The sequence below is a fragment of the Achromobacter sp. KK8 genome, assembly GCF_054188005.1.
Map to the genome: position 1 here is coordinate 3,951,708 of NZ_CM135178.1, position 14,214 is coordinate 3,965,921.

Consider the following 14,214-nt stretch of genomic DNA (forward strand, 5'->3'; position numbering starts at 1 on the left):
TCTAGGGATCGTGGCCGGCGGCCACCCGGGCAGCATGGTACCGGAGCGCGCCACCCGGTAAATACGGATGTTTGCCTTTGCTTACATTACACTGTGCGGTGTAGCGCGGTCGATGACGCCGGACGCGCGCGTTGTTCGTCCCTCCCGATCCGCCGTTTTCTCCTTCGCCGCGATGATTGATGATCTGGTTCAATTGGGCAAGCTGGTCAGCCTGGGCCTGGCGCTCATGCTGCCGCTGGCCAATCCCCTGACCTCCATGACCATGCTGCTGTCCCTGGGACAGCACATTCCCTACAAGGAGCGCGAACGCCAGATCCGGCAGGCCGCCTGCTATGTGGTGGGCATCATGCTGGTCACGTACTACGCCGGCGCCTGGATCATGGCCACGTTCGGCATCTCGATCCCGGGCCTGCGCATCGCCGGCGGACTGATCGTGGTCAGCATCGGTTTCACCATGCTGTTTCCGTCGGCGGCCAGCGCCGCCAGTGACGAGCGCGAGGCCGACGTCGCCGCCGATGTCGCGATTCACCGCCAGGTGCCCAACATCGCTTTCGTGCCATTGGCGCTGCCGGGCACGGCGGGGCCGGGCACCATCGCCATGATCATCAGCGCGGCTTCGACCGTCGGCGGCGAGACCGCCAGCCAGTATCCCGCGTGGACCATCGCCGTCACGCCGGTCATCGTCTTTTCGCTGCTGGGCCTCTTGTTCTGGATCTGCCTGCGTTCGGCCGGCCGCATCGTCGCCCTGATCGGCAACGGCGGGGTCGAGGCCATCTCGCGCATCATGGGTTTCCTGCTGGTGTGCATGGGCGTGCAGTTCGTCATCAACGGCGTGCTGGAAATCGTGAGCCAGCATGGCGCCGGTGCCTGACGCCACCCGCGCCGGCTGGGCCCGGCGCGGCCTGCGGCTGCTGGGCCGGGCCGCGCTCAGCCTGCTGATGCTGTTCTCCATCGGGTGGGCCTGCCTGGCGTTCTGGTATCAGGGGCCGGGGGCCGTCTGGGCCAAGGCGGTGCTGATGCTGGCCTGGGTCGCGCTGGGGCTGTATGCCTTGCTACGGCTGTGGCATGGCGTCGGTCGCTTGCGCCGCCGGCCCGCGTTGTGGGCCTACCTGTTGGCCGTGATCGCGCTGGCGGCCTGGTGGCAAGGCATCGCGCCCTCCAATGACCGGGTCTGGGCCGACGACGTGGCCCGCACCCTGCGTGGCCGTGTCGCGGGCAGCATCGTCACGCTGGACAATGTGCGTGACTTCAAGTGGCGCTCGGACAGCGATTACACGCAGCGTTGGGAAACCCGGGTCTACGACCTGAACGACCTGCGGTCGGTCGACATGGTGCTGTCTTACTGGGACGGCCCCGCCATCGCCCACACCCTGGTCTCGTTCGGTTTCGCCGATGGCCGTCACGTGGTGTTCTCGGTCGAGATCCGCAAGGAGCGCGGCGAACAATTCTCGGAACTGGGCGGCTTCTTCAAGAAGTTCGAGTTGAGCGTGGTTGCCGCCGACGAGCGCGACGTGCTCTACGTGCGCGCCGGTCCGCGCGCCGAGAATGTCTACATCTACCCGGTGCAAATGCCGGTCGATGCCATGCGCGAACTGTTCCTGTCGTACGTGCGCACCGCCAACGAGCTGGCGGACACGCCGCGCTTCTACCACACGGTCACCGCCAACTGCACCACGCTGGTCTACCGCATGGTGCGCGCCATCGTGCCCGGCCTGCCGCTGGACTACCGCATCCTGTTGTCGGGCTACCTGCCCGAATACCTTTATGAGCAAGGCGGACTCGATACCCGGCTGCCACTGCAGACGCTGCGCGAGCGCGGCTTCGTCGGCATTCCGCCGATCCTGGGCGAGGATTCGATCGGTTTCTCGCGGTCGATCCGCCGTCACCTGCGCGCCGAACCGGCGGGGGGAGCGCCATGATCTCGCTGCGCGCCGTATGGCTGGCCCTGCTGCTGGGCGTACTGGTGTTCCTGCTGATGCGCACGCCCGGCGTGCGGCTCTATGACGCCATTGCCCGCCGCTTGCGCGGCCGGCGGGCCGGCCAGACACCACGCGATCCGCGGCCCCAGGGCAAGGGCGCCCGGGCCCGGCGCGCCAGCCAGGCGCGTCAGCCGGGGTAGGGGCGCGCCAGCGCCTGTCCCGCCAGCGACACCAGCGGCGGCAGCGCGAAGGCCCACAGCCCGATCGACACGTGCAGCAGCGCGGCCGCGCCGCAACCGATCGCGAACGCCAGCACCGCCCGTCCCATGCGTCCCATGCGGCGCCTGGCCGCCTCGTCGGCCTGGCCGCGCGCGGCGTCGGCCAGGTCCAGCATGATCTGCGTGGTGGTGCCCGTCATCAGCGTCGAGGGCGGGGCCGCGCCCAGGTGCACCCGATGCACCGCGTTCTGGATCGACATCGCCAGCACCAGCGTCATGCCGGTGGCGAACAGTCCCCAGCTGTCGCCCGGGGCAAACGGCCCCAGCGCCAGGGCCAGCGCCGCGGCCACGCACAGCAGCAGCGTCTTGGCCGTGAGCAGCCGCATGAACGCCGGCTTGCCCGCGTCGCGTCGCGCCTGCCCGTAAAGCCGCGCCAGGAACACGCCCAGGCAGAACATCGGCAGGGCCGCCAGCTTGGTCCAGGCGCCCGAGGCGCCGTTGCCGAGCGCGTAGCCGATGGTGACGAAGTTGCCGGTCACGTGCGCCGAAAACAGGCCGTGCAGCGCGATGAATCCAAGGGTGTCGACGTAGCCCGCGTTCAGGCTCAGGAGCAGCGGCAGGCGCTCGTCGGTGGAGGCGGCAGCGGGAACGGTGGTGGCGGGCGCGGACATCGGTGTTCCATCCGGGTGACGGCAGAGTGCCTACCGTTGTATCGCAGTTGCGGCGTTCACGCACGCAGGACGATGTTCCGACGACGCCGGTGATGCGCCAAGGCCGGCAATGGCGCGGGGCGTTCAGAACCAGTACTTCGCCGCATAGATCACGGTCATGGCGGCGCCCGTGACGATCACGAACGCCCGGATGGCCGAAGCCGGCAGGACGCGTATCAAGTGGCCGCCCAGGTAGCCTCCCGCCAGCGCGCCGGCCAGCATGCATAGCGTGGCCGGCCAGTGCACCGAGCCCTGCACGATGAAGATGACGATCGCCGCGGCGGTGACAAACGTGGCCAGCAGGTTTTTCAGTGATTTGATGGCGCGCAGGTTTCCGGGATCCGTGATGGAAATCACCGCGGTCAGGATCACGCCCAGCCCGGCGCCGAAAAAACCGCCATACACGGAGGCCAGCGCGATCGGCAGCACGCCGCGCGCGGGACCGTCCTGCGCCTGGCCGCCGCGTCGGCGCGCGCTCCAGGCCTGCACCTGGGGCGCAAAGGCAAACAGCAGGGTGGCGAACGCGATCAGCGCCGGCACCGGCAGGATGAAATAGGCGGGGGGAATGGCAAGCAGGATGAATGCGCCCAGCGCGCCGCCCGCGGTGGTGGCGATCGATAACAACCAGAAGCGCCGATCGGGAGCGGGCAGATTTTCACGATCCGCCAGTGCCGCGAGGATATGGCCGGGTGATATGGCTACCGCGCTGGAGGCATTGGCGATGACAGGCGGCAGGCCCGCCGCCACCATCGCGGGAAAGGTAATCAAGGTGGCGCCGCCCGCCAGCGCATTGATGACGCCGCCCAGCGTGCCCGCGCCGGCCAGCAGTGCCGCGATGGTCCACTCCATGCCCACACCTCTTCGTTAAACAGCGTTTATGGTCTACATAATGGACCAAAAAATATCGGGTGAAATTTATTATTGCCTATTTTCTTCGTGGGTATAGAATGCTCGAAAATTAAATAATAAATAATGGTCCAGAATATGGACCATTGAAGACACTCCGGCGACGCCTTTTAGCCGCCCCGCAAGATCGCTGTCAACTCCCAGGATGGCGCATGCGGCCGGATCTCCATCGGCTTTGCGTGCATACATCCTGATCGCTGGTTTCCAACTCCGTCCCCGGGGTTGTTGCGTGTTCACCTGTCTGGCCCGTCGGGCCATCACCGTTGAATCAGGAGGGAATCTCGATGGATGTGAGCTTCATGGCGTTTTCCCGGTTGGCATTCGGGCATTGGGAGGGGCAACCCTTGTATGCCCTGGCCGATCTGGGGATTGCCCAGCGTTTGGCTGAACCCCGTACCTGCGCCGAGCTGGCTCGGGAAATCGGTTGCGAATCCGAGCCGCTGGAACGCTTGCTGGACTGCGCGGTCGCGCAGAAACTGCTGGCATGCGACGGCGAGCGCTACGCCAATACCGATCTCAGTACGCGTTTTCTCACCGAGGGCAGCCCCGAATCCCTGTTGTGCTGGCTGCGCGTCATGGCGCGCTGGAAGCAGCCTTGGACGCAACTGGCCGAGGCGGTGCGGCGAGGCGAGGCGGTGGACAACCAATCCAAGTGGCTGGGCGAGGACCCCCAGTTCATGCGCGATTTCATCCTCGGCATGCATCAGTTCGCGTCCCGTTCGGGCCCCGCGTTTGCGCAGGCCCTGCAAGACGTGCCCATTCGCCACCTGGTGGATGTGGGCGGGGGCGCAGGCACGTATTCCATTGCGTTGTGCGCGGCGCGGCCCGACGTAACCGCGCAGGTTCTGGATCTGGCGCCGGTTGTCGAGATCACGCGCGAAACCATGCGCGCTGCCGGCCTGGCGGACCGCGTGAGCGCCAAGGTGGCCGATTATCGGCAGGACGGCTTTGGCGAGGCGGCCGACGCGCTGCTCTTTTCGAACGTGCTGCATCAGGAGAGCGCGCAGGTGTGCCGATCGATGCTGGACCGCGCAAGGCAGGCATTGCGCCCGGGCGGAACCTTGTTGGTGCAAGGCTACTTCCTTGCCGAGGACCGGCGCGCGCCGCTGTTCACCACCTTGCACAACCTGTCCGCGCTGGCGCTGTGGGATGGCGGGCGCAGTTGGACGGTGGGCGACATGCAGGCGCAGATCGCGGCCGCCGGATTTGAGCGCCAGGCCGTGCTGCGCCAGGAGAGCAGCGGGTTTTGCCTGCTGTCGGCCGTCAAGGTCTGACGCGTTATCCACCCCATTGAACCGGAGTCCCTATGTCCACACAGACCGTCACCGTCACCGATACCGATACCGAAGCCGAAGTGATCGCCTGGCTGAAGGAAAACCGCAATGCGCAGGTCGAAGGCATCAAGGAGAAGAACCTGATCGAAGAGCGCATCCTGGACAGCATGCAGTTCCTGGATTTCATCATGTTCCTGGGCGAACTGGTGGGGCGTGATGTCTCGACCGCCATCACCGTCGACGACCTGCGCACGGTGGATGCCATCGTCAACTTCGTCCACGTACAGCGCTAGTCCAAGGAACCCGCCATGACATTCGACTACTCAAGAATCGACCGCTTGAAGACGCTGTCCAAGGGGCGTTCGCATGACCCCTACGAGCGTTTCGAGTGGCCCGCCCATATTCCGGATGACCAGCCCTGGTGCAGCAATGACTTGCTCACCACCTATGGAACGCCCCTGCAGGAGCAACTGGACGCCGCGCAGCAGATACGGCTCAGCAAATGGGAGGCGGTCAATTTCTTCAGCCTGAACGTGCACGGCATCAAAGGAGTGCTGGGCTTTGTCAGCCGATGCATCTATGAAGAGCGCTATGCCGATGTATCCGAATACCTGCATATCTTCATGGGCGAAGAGAACTTCCATATGTGGTATTTCGCCAAGGCCTGTCTCGATTATGCGGGAAAAATATATCCGTCCATTCAGTTGCAGGGCGATGCGCAGGCGTCCACGCCAGAGCTGGATGACTTGTACATGTTCGCCAGCACCCTGATCTTCGAAGAGTTCGTCGACTACTACAACCACAAGGTCGGCACCACGGACGGCATCACCGAGATCCTCAAGCAGATCAATTACCAGCATCATGTGGACGAGTCCCGCCACGTGTCCTTCGGCCGGGAAATGGTGCCGCGCCTGTACCAGCTGGCCTTGGAGCGCAGCGGCGATCCCGACGCGACGCGGGCGGAGGTGGCGCGCACGGTGACCAATATGTTCCGGTACTTCATCAGCCTGATGTACAACCCCGCCGTCTATGACGACGCCAAGGTCTACGAGCCGCTGGGGTTTCGCAACGGCAACGCCATGCGCAACGCGCTGCGCTCGCATCCGGCGCGCAAGGCCGTCCACGAGCAATGGTTCAAGCGTAGCGCCGCCTACTTCACCAAACAGGGGCTGGTGACGGACCTGAACCTGGCCGCGCTATAGGGCGGAGGCACATCATGGCGCAGATTGCCAGCAGTTCCAAGGTGGAAGCGCTTTTTGGCGCGCGCTTGCCCATTCTGCAGGCCGGCATGGGCGGCGTCGCGCAGCCGGAGCTGGCGGCCGCCGTGTGCGAGGCGGGCGCGTTCGGCATGATTGGCCTGTATCGCCACACGCTGGACGAGATCGGCGTGTTGCTCGCGCAGACCGCCACGCTGACCCGGGCGCGCTTTGGCGTGAATCTGGTGCCCTTCGTGCTGGACGCGGGCGCGTTGCTCGACCGGCTGGCTTTCCTGGCGGACCGTCCGGAGCGGCCGATCGTGACCTTCTTCGGCCTGCCGGACGCCACCGTGCTGCGGGCTTTGCCGGTCGGGATGGAATATGGCGTGCAAGGGGGAAACTGGGGCGAGCTGGAAGCGGGGTTCGATGCCGGTGCGCGTTTTGGCGTATTGCAGACCACGGAAGCGGGCGGCCATCACCTGGGTTCGACCGCGCGCGAGCAGGCGCTGGACCAGGCCGCCCGCCATGGCGTCGACAAGCGCATGGTGTTCATAAGCGGCGGCATCAGCAACGCGGTGGAATTGCGCCAGGTAATGCAGGCCGGATTTTCCGGCGTGCTGTGCGGCACGGTATTCGCGGCCACCCGGGAGTCCGCGGCGCACGAGCGCTACAAGCAGGCGATCGTGAACGCCACGCCCGGCGATACCGTGGTCACCGACCGCTTCAGCGTGGGGTGGCATACCCATCGCCACCGGGTCATCCGCAATGCCAGTTGCGAGGAATCGCTGCCGGCGGGCGTCATCGGCTCTGCGTATTACTTTGGAAAGCGTTATCCCATCCTGCGGTACAGCGTCGCGGTGCCCACCGTCCACACCGAGGGTTTGATCGAGGACATGGCGTTGTATTGCGGCACGTCCTGCAAGGACACGCATTCCATCCGAACCGTGCGGCAGGTGCTGGCTGACTTGACGTCGTAAGGCTTGGTCCTGTCCGTATTCTTCAAGTGCTTTTAGGGCTTTCCAGGAGATTTCATCGTGATCATCGAAAAGCAATGGCACCAGGTAAAGACCGTGCTGCAGGGCAAGCTGGACGACATATTCTCGATTGCGCCCGACGCCACCACGGAATTCGACAGCTTGCTGGCCCATGAAGAGATCAATGCACTGGGTTATGTGCGTAATTTCCCGCACCTGACCTGCGTCATGTGCTCGATAGAGCAAGGGGAGTTGCTGGGGTTCGCGCGCGGCCAGCGCAAGCTGGACCAGGATTTCAAGGCGCTTGTCGCCGACGTGGCGCTGTTGCCGGCGACCTGCTACAAGGTCTATCTGGGGTTGCAAGGGCAGCATCTGGACGGGGCGCGCGTGGAATCCTGCATCGCGCGTTGCTTCCGGCACGAGGACAAGGCGTTGGATCGTTACCGTGCCTTTAACTTCACCATGAAGGAATACGTGTACCTGGGCACCGCGGAGGGCGCGCGGGCGCACCTGGAAGCGGGTTACGACCGCCTGTTCTCCTTGTTCGCCCAACTGGGGATCAGCGCGGGTTGTGAAGAAGCCAACGATCCCTTCTTTGATTCAGGCAGCGCCGTGGCGCGCCTGTCGGCGCTGACGCCCACCAAGCGTGAACTGGTGTTCGACGGCCATGCCGTGTCTTCGCTGAACTATCACCGCAACTACTTCGGTGAAAAATTCGATATCCGCCTGGCGGGCAACTTCGTGCATACCAGTTGTGTCGCGTTCGGGTTGGAGCGCTGGATCTCCATGTTCAAGGATCGTTTCGGCAACGCGGCGGATACGCTCGCCGCGCTGGAGCGCGCCTAGATGGATCGCCCGACGCTACAGGCGCAGGCGCTGTTTCAGACAGGCCAGCAGTTCCAGAAAACCTGCGTGGTCGATGCCGCCGCAAGCGCGTTGAGCTATGGCGGAGACCTGGACGTGCTGGCCACCCCGGTTATTGTCTATTGGATCGAGTCTTATGCGACCGAGTGCATCCGCTTGGCGGGCGGCGGGCGTTGCGGGTCGGTCGGACACGCGGTCAGCGTGCGGCACGTGGCGCACGCGCATCCGGGCAGCGCGGTGCGGCTGACGATCACGGTGGCGGCCATGTTCGGCAATTCCCTGCGGTTCAGCGCGCACGCCGTGACGGGCGATGCCGACACCCTGATCGCGACCGGCACGCATGACCGTACCCTCGTCGAGCTTTGACGTCACGGTGGCGCTGGGCGCTTTGGACCCGGCGCTTTCCGGGCGGGCCGCGCGCACGCGCTTGGGCAAGCCGTACCTTCCCGGCCTTGCCGGTTTCGGCGTGAGCGACAGTGCCGGCATGCAGGCGCGGCTATACGCCAACCGCAAGTATGTGGGCATAGACATCGAGCATCTGGATCGGCCCGATCTGGCCGTCCGCCAGCAGCGCCTGGCGGCGTGGCTGGCGCGGCGGGATCGCGTCGTGGTGGATTTCCTGGCCGGCTGGGTCGCCCGCGAGGCTTGCGCGAAAAGCGTGGGGCTGGGGCTGCTGCATGCGCTGCCGCGCCTGTCCATCACCGGGGCGAGGCCGCTCGGCCTGGGCGGGGCGGAAATCGGCCTGGTATTCAGCCGCTGGAGCTTCGTCGCGCGGTGCGAGCGGGTCGGCAGAGTGCTGCTATGCGTGTGTTACCGGCAGGAATACGGCAGGCCCCGCATCTCCTTGCTGCAGTCTTGAATCCGCGGGCCGCGCCCGCCGCAAGGCCAAAAAAACAGCGCCAAACAACAACGCCAAACAAAAAAGCGCCCTAAGGCGCTGTCTTGTACTTTCCCAGATCGCTCTGGAGCTTGAATTGGTGGAGCGGAGGAGGATCGAACTCCCGACCTTCGCATTGCGAACGCGACGCTCTCCCAGCTGAGCTACCGCCCCAAATCAAGCAAGAGCGCAACTATACAGGAATTTCCGCGCGCCGTGCAAGCCGGTGCGCAAGATTTTTGGCTCAATCGAACGTCAGCGTGGCCACCACCGGCGCGTGGTCGGAAGGCTGCTCGTTGCGGCGCGGTTCCTTGTCGATGACGCAGGCGGTGCAGCGCTTGACCAGCGGCGGTGACAGCAGGATGTGGTCGATGCGCAGGCCGGCATTGCGGCGGAACGCGAACTGCCGGTAATCCCACCACGAAAACGACTTCTCGGGCTGCTCGAACAGGCGGAACGAGTCGGCCAGGCCCAGATCGATCAGGTCGCGCAGCGCCTGGCGCTCGGGCTCGGAGACCAACACCTGGCCTTCCCATTTCTCGGGGTTGTGCACGTCCTCGTCGGCCGGGGCGACGTTGTAGTCGCCCAGCACCGCCAGGCGCGGGTACTGCTTGATCTCGTCGGCCAGCCAGGCGCGCATGGCGGCAAACCATTCGAGCTTGTAGGCGTACTTGTCCGAGCCGACCGATTGGCCATTGGGGCAATAGGCGCAGACCACGCGCACGTCGCCGTCCGCGCTGGGGAAGGTCAGGGCCAGCACGCGCTGCTGCGGGTCTTCGTAGGTAGGCAGGTTGCGCACCATGGACGTGCCCGGCACGCGCGACACGATGGCAACGCCGTTGTAGGTCTTCTGGCCGGCCCAGACCGCGTGGTAGCCGGCCTCCTTGAAGGCGGCCTCGGGGAACTTGTCGTCGGTCAGCTTCAGTTCCTGGATGCAGAGCACGTCGACGGGATTGGCGGCCAGCCAGTCCAGCACCTGGGGCAGGCGCACGTTGAGGGAGTTGACGTTCCAGGTGGCTAATTTCATAATTTTCGTAGACCGTTTATTCATGCGGCTTTCGGCAGTGCTGCCTTCCAAAATCCCGGCCTAGCTACTCATCTGGCTACTCATCCGGGGCGTGGTTGGCTGACGCCAGGGACAAGGCCAGATGATACCCGGTCATGCCGCCTTCTTCTGCTTGCTGCGCTCGATCAGCGCCTGCACGCTTTCGACCGTGATGCGCGTGGCATCGCCGATCACGACCTTCTCCAGGTCTCCGCGCTTCACCAGGCGGTAGATCATCGTGCGCGACAGGCCCAGGGCTTCCTCGGCCTCGCGCAGACGGTAGAGCAGCTTCGGCGCCGCGGCCGGTGCTTGGTGTTGGGCTGCGTGTGCCATCACATTTCCTTTCCGATAGCGGCGGCGGCGCGCACGATGGCGCGGCGGGTCGCCGCTTTAATGCCGCCGTGCAGGCGCGCTTCACAGCCAACCCATGCGCCGCCGGCGCGCCGTGCTGATGCGCCGTATTCCTCGACATGCAGCCATAGGCGCAGCCTGATGGCGAGCCGCAGCGCGTCGCCGTCGTCGTCGAGCGGGTTCCAAAGCATGCCCCGCTCGTTGCTCCACAGGTCACCGGCCGGCGAGCGCTCTTGGCGCGAAGCCTTCGCCGCCAGCTCCAACAGTTCGCGGTCATTCATCGTGTATCTCCAAAGTCTGCCCAGTGAGATGGCCCGTTTCCTTGAGGGCATCGAGTTGCAGCCGGGCGTGGTCGTCGCTGATGGCTGAAATGTGTCACTCGTAGGAGCCGTCCGGGCTGTAGAACTTGACCGAGTAGGCGCGCCATACGCGGCCCTGGGCGTCCGTGCAGGATGTGGGGTAGGGGATATGGTCAGCCATGGGCACCTCCGTCCTCGGTGTCGTTGCCCAGCGGCAGCGCCATGGTGTGCGGGCAGGGCGGCGTCGGGATCGGCTCGCCGGCCGGCACAAAGGCGGTGCAGCAGGGCTGTCCGGTCTTGTCGAATTGCCACTCGGCCGGGTACTCGGCGTCGCCGGGCTTGAACGCCATGGACTGGGCGATGAGGTTGCAGACCTCGTCATCGTCGCACTCGTGGACGTCGTCGCCTTCGCGCATGGCGCGGTCGCGTGCACAGCCGCGGCACCAGGCCTCGAAGAAGAACTCCCCCTCGGTGCCGTTGGAAGGCTGGTAGGGCCGGCCCGCGCGCTCGGCATTGAGCGCAGCGTGGGCGGCGGGAAGTATCGGACGTTCACGCATCCCGCTCTCCTTGTTCGGCCTGGGGGGAAGAGCGGGAGGCCTTCCGCCAGGCAGTTGCGGGGATGCACAACCCGCGTTCTTCGAAAAACCGCATGACCGCCAGGATGACGTCGTCGGTCAGGCGCTGCCGGTCGCATTCGTAGGCGGATAGTTCTGATGGGCGCATTCCGAGCGCCTTGGACATGTCCATCAGCGTCGTGCCCAGAATGATGCGGCCGGCGCGCACCAGCAGGCCCCACGGCGTCATGCGGGGCTGCATGAAGGCTGGCAGATCATCCCCGGCGCGCTGCTGGCGGTCCAGCATGGCGCGGCACTCGTTGCGGTGCATGCAGGCGTTGGACGGGCTGCGGATGCCTTCGGCGCTGGCCGACACAGGGTCGTCGAAGTTCAGCGCGCCACCGCGGGGATAGTCCACGGCCTCGCGGGTCTTGCCATCCCCGGCGCGCTGCTGGCCGCCGTCCTTGTCCGCCTGGGGCTGCTTGATTGCCTGATCCCATCCTGCCGCCCAGCCATCGGCATGGCCTCGGTCGTACTCGGCGCTGGCCTGGGGCGCGGCATAGAGCGCGATCCCCGCTTTGCGCCCATGCCTCCAGTGAACGTCGCCTTGGTGATCCGTGACGGCCACCGGCTGCGCCTCCCCGGCTACAGGGGCGCTTACCTGGTTCCTGCGCTTGTCCATCACCGATTGCAGCAGATCGGCGTAGGCCTTGCGCTCGCGCTCGATGATCTGTTCGGCGGTTTCGTTGCTGCCCCGGAGGCTGTATTGCTGCCAGTTCCCAGCATCGGCTACAGGGGCGCTTGCCTCCATAGCGACGGATGCGCCTACGGCCTTATTAAATGCGGCGTCCAAATCGGCGTTAGTCGGCGTCACGGCATCGGCTACAGGGGCGCGCAGCTTGGACAGCTCTGCGCGCAGGCGTTCGATCTCGTCGGCGGCGTCGCGCTCCAGCTGCACCACGCGGGCATTGCCGTGTTCAGCTTCGTCCAGGTCCGCGTTGTCGCGCAGGCGCTGGGTGATGTCGTCTTGTTGGGTCATATGCACCTCATGCTTTCTTCGATGAAGATTTGCGCTTGCTGCGCGTTGATCGCGTTGCCGTAGGCGCGCAGGCGTCCCACTCGGGCGGGAGCCCCATGAGCCAGCGGGAATGTGCCGGGTTCAACTGGCCGCCACTTTCCATCCCGGCAGAGGAGCCAATCAGCAGCTCGCCAGAAGCCGTTAACCGGGCCGGGCCGCAGATCGCTGCCGCCTGCGCTAGATCCTGCGGCGACCCCTTGCGGGAGATCTCCGACATGGCGCCGTCCAGCGTCCGCACGTTCTTCTCGCCGTCCGCCGCCCGTGGCGTTGGCCAGGTCGCCAGTTCCACTGTCCTCCGGCTGCTGTCGTTGTTCCCCGCCGCGTTGTTTCCGTTCTGCGCCGGCGTGCCTGCCATCGGTGTCGGCCATCCCGCGCACCACGCTTGCACCTGCATGTTCAGGTCGGACAGGCTGACTCCCATCGATGCCGACCCGCGCTCCATGCTCCGACGCTTTCGCTCGAGAAACGCCTCCGGCGTCCCGTTGGCATGGTTGGTCAGCGGCGTTCCCCATCCCGCCAGCAGCGCTTGGTGGCACAACTGCACCTGCCCGTCGCCGTTCCGATTGCCCAGCTTCGAGTCCACCGTATTGGGGGAGCGCCATGCCGCGAGATTCGCCGCGTGGTTGAGTGTGATGTTTGGCGTGGTGGCCTCGATCGAGGGATGGCGCAGTGCGTCGGTCGTGGTTGGCGTAGGCCACGAAGTAGGTTCGATCGCGGATGTGCGGAGCACCGATGCTCGCAGACGGGAAAGCGCACGCCGAGACGGCATAGACCAGGGCTTCCAGGTCAGTCGAAACAAGGTCGAGCCAAGGCTCTGCGTCCTTGCTTGCAACCTGCTCGCCAAAGACGACTGGAGGGCGGCACTCTTGGATGAGCCAGTGCCAGGCTGGCCAGAGGTGCCGCTCGTCATCAAACGCAGTTCCTTTGCCTGCCGCGGAGAAAGGTTGGCACGGGCAGGAACCCGTCCAAACAGGTCGATCATCAGGCCATCCGGCGCGGCGAAGGGCATACGACCAGACGCCGATGCCGGCGAAGAAATGGCACTGTGTGTAGGGGCGAAGGTCATCGGGGTGTACGTCCTCTATGCTGCGTTCGTCGACGTCGCCGGGGGCAATGTGGCCTGCCGCGATCAGGTTGCGGAGCCAGTCGGCGGCGTAAGGGTCGATCTCGTTGTAGTAGGCGACGGCCCTGGCCATCACGCATCCCCCTTACGTTGGGCTGCAATGGCGGCGTCAGCGGCAGCGTCCAGCTCGTCACCCTTGAGCGGGATATCCCCATCCCCCTGGAACGTCATTGCGTACAGGTCGCCATAACGGTCGGAGTAAGGCGGATTTCGGATTGCCCGATACCGCTCAGCATCCAGCGCATCGCCAGCAGCGGGAGCGGGGCGGCGCAAGATGTAGTCGCGGATGAGCTGCATGCAGAACGCGTCAGCGTCGGCCGTAGCCCCCTTGAGGATGGACGCATCCAACGGCGTGCACATACGATTCAGCGCGGCCATCACGTCGGCTGGCACGCCGTCTTGCGCATCCTCCACCGTGGATACGCCAGGGGCGGCGGGCTTCGGCATCCAGTGGGATGCAGTCAGATGGCCGCAGGCATCCCAGTCGTCTCGGTCGTAATCCACGCGGCCCCAGATTTCGAACGCTTCGCTATCGGGGTTGAAGCGGCAGCGTGGCTCCCAGAGGCCCACATTCAACCAGGCCTGAAACTCGGTGCCGTCCTTCGGCGCGCTCTCGATCGGCAGCCAGCCAGCGCCCGCTCGGATCGCCGCATTGTGCTTGGCGTTCTCTTCGCCAGTCCGGATGCCGGCGACGTACATCTCCTGGTCGCGGGCGGTGTTGCCCGTGGCAGGCGCAGCGCCGGGCTGCTGGGCAATCTCCACCGGCTCCAGCGAGCCGGGAGGGCATTGGCTCAGGCCGTGGGCAACGTCGTAGGATTTCGTCATT

At 65.3% G+C, this 14,214-nt stretch carries 19 protein-coding genes and 1 tRNA gene; 10 read left to right on the forward strand and 10 right to left on the reverse strand.

What is annotated here, in order from left to right:
- The first annotated feature begins 172 nt into the window (after nt 1-172).
- From ACVN9Z_RS18220 to ACVN9Z_RS18230, 3 genes are read left to right on the forward strand one after another with little or no spacing between them, the layout of a single operon-like run.
- Entirely contained in the window at nt 173-871 is a 699-nt protein-coding gene (locus ACVN9Z_RS18220) for a MarC family NAAT transporter (protein ID WP_006386414.1), read from the forward strand.
- Nucleotides 855-1,919 carry an Lnb N-terminal periplasmic domain-containing protein gene (locus ACVN9Z_RS18225; protein WP_238878053.1) on the forward strand — a complete coding sequence of 355 codons (1,065 nt, stop codon included), beginning with the start codon at nt 855-857 and terminating at the stop codon, nt 1,917-1,919. The genes ACVN9Z_RS18220 and ACVN9Z_RS18225 overlap by 17 nt, the downstream gene beginning before the upstream one ends.
- On the forward strand, nt 1,916-2,119 hold the full coding sequence (locus tag ACVN9Z_RS18230) for a hypothetical protein (protein ID WP_024068574.1): 204 nt from the start codon (nt 1,916-1,918) through the stop codon (nt 2,117-2,119). The genes ACVN9Z_RS18225 and ACVN9Z_RS18230 overlap by 4 nt, the downstream gene beginning before the upstream one ends.
- Here the strand turns inward: ACVN9Z_RS18230 and ACVN9Z_RS18235 are convergent.
- Together ACVN9Z_RS18235 and ACVN9Z_RS18240 are read right to left on the reverse strand one after the other, a co-directional pair.
- On the reverse strand, nt 2,107-2,808 hold the full coding sequence (locus tag ACVN9Z_RS18235; RefSeq protein WP_052102861.1) for a YoaK family protein: 702 nt from the start codon (nt 2,806-2,808) through the stop codon (nt 2,107-2,109). The genes ACVN9Z_RS18230 and ACVN9Z_RS18235 overlap by 13 nt on opposite strands.
- Before the next feature lie 123 nt (nt 2,809-2,931).
- Nucleotides 2,932-3,696, reverse strand: coding sequence for a sulfite exporter TauE/SafE family protein (locus ACVN9Z_RS18240; RefSeq protein WP_006386411.1), 765 nt, complete (start codon nt 3,694-3,696; stop codon nt 2,932-2,934).
- Nucleotides 3,697-4,037: 341 nt separating this feature from the next.
- On the opposite strand from ACVN9Z_RS18240, the gene ACVN9Z_RS18245 reads away from it, so the two are divergent.
- From ACVN9Z_RS18245 to ACVN9Z_RS18275, 7 genes are read left to right on the forward strand one after another with little or no spacing between them, the layout of a single operon-like run.
- On the forward strand, nt 4,038-5,027 hold the full coding sequence (locus tag ACVN9Z_RS18245) for a methyltransferase (RefSeq protein WP_458212459.1): 990 nt from the start codon (nt 4,038-4,040) through the stop codon (nt 5,025-5,027).
- A 32-nt stretch (nt 5,028-5,059) separates the two neighbouring features.
- Nucleotides 5,060-5,320 carry a hypothetical protein gene (locus tag ACVN9Z_RS18250; protein WP_049051373.1) on the forward strand — a complete coding sequence of 87 codons (261 nt, stop codon included), beginning with the start codon at nt 5,060-5,062 and terminating at the stop codon, nt 5,318-5,320.
- Nucleotides 5,321-5,335: 15 nt separating this feature from the next.
- Nucleotides 5,336-6,229: a diiron oxygenase gene (locus ACVN9Z_RS18255; protein ID WP_054438907.1), complete on the forward strand. Its 894-nt coding sequence runs from the start codon at nt 5,336-5,338 to the stop codon at nt 6,227-6,229.
- A gap of 14 nt (nt 6,230-6,243) precedes the next feature.
- On the forward strand, nt 6,244-7,200 hold the full coding sequence (locus ACVN9Z_RS18260) for an NAD(P)H-dependent flavin oxidoreductase (RefSeq protein ID WP_458212460.1): 957 nt from the start codon (nt 6,244-6,246) through the stop codon (nt 7,198-7,200).
- 57 nt (nt 7,201-7,257) lie between these two features.
- Nucleotides 7,258-8,043, forward strand: coding sequence for a hypothetical protein (locus ACVN9Z_RS18265; RefSeq protein ID WP_458212461.1), 786 nt, complete (start codon nt 7,258-7,260; stop codon nt 8,041-8,043).
- Nucleotides 8,044-8,427 carry a thioesterase family protein gene (locus ACVN9Z_RS18270; protein ID WP_458212462.1) on the forward strand — a complete coding sequence of 128 codons (384 nt, stop codon included), beginning with the start codon at nt 8,044-8,046 and terminating at the stop codon, nt 8,425-8,427. It abuts the gene before it with no gap.
- Nucleotides 8,402-8,920 (forward strand): 4'-phosphopantetheinyl transferase family protein, encoded by a 519-nt coding sequence (locus tag ACVN9Z_RS18275; RefSeq protein ID WP_006386404.1) that lies wholly within the window; start codon nt 8,402-8,404, stop codon nt 8,918-8,920. Before ACVN9Z_RS18270 ends, ACVN9Z_RS18275 begins: the two co-directional genes overlap by 26 nt.
- Before the next feature lie 116 nt (nt 8,921-9,036).
- Here ACVN9Z_RS18275 and ACVN9Z_RS18280 read toward each other — a convergent pair.
- From ACVN9Z_RS18280 to ACVN9Z_RS18315, 8 genes are all read right to left on the reverse strand, one after another.
- Nucleotides 9,037-9,112: transfer RNA gene (locus tag ACVN9Z_RS18280), tRNA-Ala, on the reverse strand.
- Between the two features lie 70 nt (nt 9,113-9,182).
- Entirely contained in the window at nt 9,183-9,965 is a 783-nt protein-coding gene (gene xth / locus ACVN9Z_RS18285) for an exodeoxyribonuclease III (RefSeq protein ID WP_006386403.1), read from the reverse strand.
- A 132-nt stretch (nt 9,966-10,097) separates the two neighbouring features.
- The gene (locus tag ACVN9Z_RS18290) at nt 10,098-10,316 is read right to left on the reverse strand and encodes a helix-turn-helix transcriptional regulator (protein ID WP_148316741.1); all 219 of its coding nucleotides are present in this window, start codon (nt 10,314-10,316) and stop codon (nt 10,098-10,100) included.
- Entirely contained in the window at nt 10,316-10,615 is a 300-nt protein-coding gene (locus tag ACVN9Z_RS18295; protein WP_458212463.1) for a hypothetical protein, read from the reverse strand. Before ACVN9Z_RS18295 ends, ACVN9Z_RS18290 begins: the two co-directional genes overlap by 1 nt.
- A 191-nt stretch (nt 10,616-10,806) precedes the next feature.
- Nucleotides 10,807-11,190 carry a hypothetical protein gene (locus tag ACVN9Z_RS18300; protein ID WP_458212464.1) on the reverse strand — a complete coding sequence of 128 codons (384 nt, stop codon included), beginning with the start codon at nt 11,188-11,190 and terminating at the stop codon, nt 10,807-10,809.
- Nucleotides 11,183-12,226, reverse strand: a complete 1,044-nt coding sequence (locus tag ACVN9Z_RS18305) for a hypothetical protein (RefSeq protein ID WP_458212465.1) — start codon at nt 12,224-12,226, stop codon at nt 11,183-11,185. The genes ACVN9Z_RS18300 and ACVN9Z_RS18305 overlap by 8 nt, the downstream gene beginning before the upstream one ends.
- Complete coding sequence (locus tag ACVN9Z_RS18310) at nt 12,223-13,461, reverse strand: DNA cytosine methyltransferase (protein WP_458212466.1); 1,239 nt, start codon at nt 13,459-13,461, stop codon at nt 12,223-12,225. The genes ACVN9Z_RS18305 and ACVN9Z_RS18310 overlap by 4 nt, the downstream gene beginning before the upstream one ends.
- Nucleotides 13,461-14,213 (reverse strand): hypothetical protein, encoded by a 753-nt coding sequence (locus tag ACVN9Z_RS18315; RefSeq protein ID WP_458212467.1) that lies wholly within the window; start codon nt 14,211-14,213, stop codon nt 13,461-13,463. Before ACVN9Z_RS18315 ends, ACVN9Z_RS18310 begins: the two co-directional genes overlap by 1 nt.
- Nucleotide 14,214: the final 1 nt, after the last annotated feature.

Excerpts from the sequence above, each read along its gene's own strand:
- ACVN9Z_RS18255 (WP_054438907.1), top strand. The coding sequence starts at position 5,336 with ATGACATTCGACTACTCAAGAATCGACCGCTTGAAGACGCTGTCCAAG.
- xth (WP_006386403.1), bottom strand. The coding sequence starts at position 9,965 with ATGAAATTAGCCACCTGGAACGTCAACTCCCTCAACGTGCGCCTGCCC.
- ACVN9Z_RS18250 (WP_049051373.1), top strand. The coding sequence starts at position 5,060 with ATGTCCACACAGACCGTCACCGTCACCGATACCGATACCGAAGCCGAA.
- ACVN9Z_RS18315 (WP_458212467.1), bottom strand. The coding sequence starts at position 14,213 with ATGACGAAATCCTACGACGTTGCCCACGGCCTGAGCCAATGCCCTCCC.
- ACVN9Z_RS18225 (WP_238878053.1), top strand. The coding sequence starts at position 855 with ATGGCGCCGGTGCCTGACGCCACCCGCGCCGGCTGGGCCCGGCGCGGC.
- ACVN9Z_RS18270 (WP_458212462.1), top strand. The coding sequence starts at position 8,044 with ATGGATCGCCCGACGCTACAGGCGCAGGCGCTGTTTCAGACAGGCCAG.
- ACVN9Z_RS18310 (WP_458212466.1), bottom strand. The coding sequence starts at position 13,461 with ATGGCCAGGGCCGTCGCCTACTACAACGAGATCGACCCTTACGCCGCC.
- ACVN9Z_RS18295 (WP_458212463.1), bottom strand. The coding sequence starts at position 10,615 with ATGAATGACCGCGAACTGTTGGAGCTGGCGGCGAAGGCTTCGCGCCAA.
- ACVN9Z_RS18245 (WP_458212459.1), top strand. The coding sequence starts at position 4,038 with ATGGATGTGAGCTTCATGGCGTTTTCCCGGTTGGCATTCGGGCATTGG.
- ACVN9Z_RS18220 (WP_006386414.1), top strand. The coding sequence starts at position 173 with ATGATTGATGATCTGGTTCAATTGGGCAAGCTGGTCAGCCTGGGCCTG.
- ACVN9Z_RS18305 (WP_458212465.1), bottom strand. The coding sequence starts at position 12,226 with ATGACCCAACAAGACGACATCACCCAGCGCCTGCGCGACAACGCGGAC.
- ACVN9Z_RS18230 (WP_024068574.1), top strand. The coding sequence starts at position 1,916 with ATGATCTCGCTGCGCGCCGTATGGCTGGCCCTGCTGCTGGGCGTACTG.
- ACVN9Z_RS18275 (WP_006386404.1), top strand. The coding sequence starts at position 8,402 with ATGACCGTACCCTCGTCGAGCTTTGACGTCACGGTGGCGCTGGGCGCT.
- ACVN9Z_RS18235 (WP_052102861.1), bottom strand. The coding sequence starts at position 2,808 with ATGTCCGCGCCCGCCACCACCGTTCCCGCTGCCGCCTCCACCGACGAG.
- ACVN9Z_RS18260 (WP_458212460.1), top strand. The coding sequence starts at position 6,244 with ATGGCGCAGATTGCCAGCAGTTCCAAGGTGGAAGCGCTTTTTGGCGCG.
- ACVN9Z_RS18290 (WP_148316741.1), bottom strand. The coding sequence starts at position 10,316 with ATGGCACACGCAGCCCAACACCAAGCACCGGCCGCGGCGCCGAAGCTG.
- ACVN9Z_RS18240 (WP_006386411.1), bottom strand. The coding sequence starts at position 3,696 with ATGGAGTGGACCATCGCGGCACTGCTGGCCGGCGCGGGCACGCTGGGC.
- ACVN9Z_RS18300 (WP_458212464.1), bottom strand. The coding sequence starts at position 11,190 with ATGCGTGAACGTCCGATACTTCCCGCCGCCCACGCTGCGCTCAATGCC.